The sequence below is a fragment of the Mycolicibacterium palauense genome, assembly GCF_002592005.1.
GTDB classification, from domain to species: domain Bacteria; phylum Actinomycetota; class Actinomycetes; order Mycobacteriales; family Mycobacteriaceae; genus Mycobacterium; species Mycobacterium palauense.
The window spans coordinates 1-2,098 of record NZ_NVQF01000183.1; the positions used below are offsets into that span (position 1 = coordinate 1).

1 protein-coding gene and 1 pseudogene are annotated in these 2,098 nt (G+C 71.4%); one reads left to right on the forward strand and one right to left on the reverse strand.

The window, feature by feature from the left end; translation table 11 throughout:
- Positions 1-1,210, reverse strand: a 1,210-nt coding sequence (locus CSR00_RS29725; RefSeq protein WP_141564542.1) for an HNH endonuclease signature motif containing protein, incomplete at its 3' end; no start/stop codon positions are given.
- A 182-nt stretch (positions 1,211-1,392) separates the two neighbouring features.
- On the opposite strand from CSR00_RS29725, the pseudogene CSR00_RS29730 reads away from it, so the two are divergent.
- Positions 1,393-2,098, forward strand: a pseudogene (locus CSR00_RS29730) (glycoside hydrolase); the annotation flags it as partial.

The window sequence follows — 2,098 nt, forward strand, 5'->3', positions numbered from 1 at the left end:
GTGTGGTGGGCGGGCGGGTCAGAGATGCGCCGGTCAGGGGTTCCCCGGTGTTGTCGGTGACCGACAGGGTGTGCGCGGTGCCGGTGATCGTGATCTGGCCGCGGTGGTGGAGGCGGTGGTGATGAGGGCAGACCAGGACCAGGTTGTCCAGGTCGGTGGGGCCGCCGTGTTCCCAGTGGCGGATGTGGTGGGCGTGCAGCCCGCGGGTGGCCCCGCAGCCGGGGACCACGCAGCAGCGGTCGCGGTGTTCGAGGGCGCGGCGCAGGCGTCGGTTGACGGTGCGGGTGGCCCGCCCGGAGCCGATGACGCGGCCGTGGCGTTCGAACCAGATTTCGCCGGTGGCGTCGCAGGTCAGGTAGCGGCGCTCGTCATCGGTCAGCAGCGGGCCCAGGTGCAGGGCGGTCACCGGCTTGTCGAGGTCGACGTGGACGACGACGGTGGTGTGTTGTCCGTGGGGGCGGCGGGTGGCCTCGGTGTCCCATCCGGCCTCGATCAGGCTGAGGAATGCATCCACGCTGTCGGGAAACGCCGCCGCCTGATCGGACACCGGGTCGCCGCCTGCAGGGCCGTCTGCGAGGCCGTCTGCAGGGCCGTCTGCAAGGCCGTTGTGAGCGTCCTGCTCGTGGTCGCGCTTCCAGTCGGTGATCAGGGCGTCGTGATGCGACTGGAGGGCGGCGTCGAACGTCGCCGCTTCGAGGTGGGGCAGGCGGATCCGCCAGGTGGTGTACCGGTCATCGGTGGTCTTGGTCAGTGAGCGTTGCGGTGCCGAGCGCGGGTCGGGGTCCGGTCGGGGTTCGAGTTTGACCGCGGTGCGCAGTTGGGTGACGGTGGCCACCGCGGCCAGTTGGGCGTAGTGGTCGTCGGAGCCGTCGGCGGCGCCCTCGGCGATGACGCCGACCTGATCGAGGGACAGTCGGCCGCCGCGCAGGCCCGCGGTGCAGCGTGGGAACTGCTCCAGCCGGTGTGCGATGGCGGCGATGGTGTGAGCGTTGCGTGGTGAGACGCCGGCCTTCCAGGCCACCAGCGCGGGGATCGATCGGGCACCCGTGGCGCCCCACAGCTCGTCGCGGTCGACCTCGGCGATGATCTCCACGATGCGGCCGTCGATGGCGTTGCGTTGACCGGTCAGCTCGGCCAACTCCTCGAACAACACCTCCAGACGCTCGCCGGGAGGCAGCTCGGTGGCCACAGCCGAGACGGTCGGGGACATGACCCCATCATCACAATCCGGTCCGACAAATCCGGTCCGACGAATCCGGTCCCACCGGCGTGCCTGCGCCCACCTCACACCTGTAGGCCGAGTGGACAGCGCCGATGCCAGTTCGTAGCCTTGCCGAGACCCCATGGCCGGACCGTGATCGGCCCCCGCAGCGAAGGATCGTGACAATCCGCATGACCGGCACACACCGTTCACTTCGGCGAACGGCGTGCGGTTCGGTGGCGGCGGTCCTGCTGCTGCTGGCGATGTCGCTGACCGACGGGAAGGCGGACCCGTCCGCCGACGCGCTGTCCAGGCTCAACGAGTTGTCCCGTCAGGCGGTGCAGACCCGCGAGGAGGTCACGGCGGCCCAGTTCGATGTCGAGGCCAAACTGGCCGCCCAGACCGCCGCCGAGGATCGCCACCGTGCCGACCTGCAGGCCCTTGAGGTCGCGAGCTCCGAGCTTCAGCGCTCTCAGGTCGCGGCCGACCGGGTGGCGGCGATGACCTACGTGGAGGGACGTACCGGCCAGCTGGCGGCGGTGCTGACCGCGCCGTCTCCGCAGCAGTTGATCGACCAGCTGTCGCTGCAACGGGTGGTCGCCGCGGAGACGGCCGCTCGGATGACGGCCGTGCAGGCGGGGCGTGAGCGCGCGGCCGCCGCGGCGCGAGCCTCGGAGATCTCGGCCGCCGACGCCCGCGCGGCGGCCGAGCGGTCTGCCGCGGTGCGCGCGGACCTGCAGGCCAAGTGGGGTGACTTGCAGCGCCAGATACTGGCCGCGGAGGCGCAGTACGCGGCGTTGTCACCGCCGCAGCGTGCGGTGATCGACAACGCGGCCACGCCTCTCCCGCCGCCGCAGAGCGCCCCCGCCGACCCGGCTCCAGTCGGTGGCATCGACG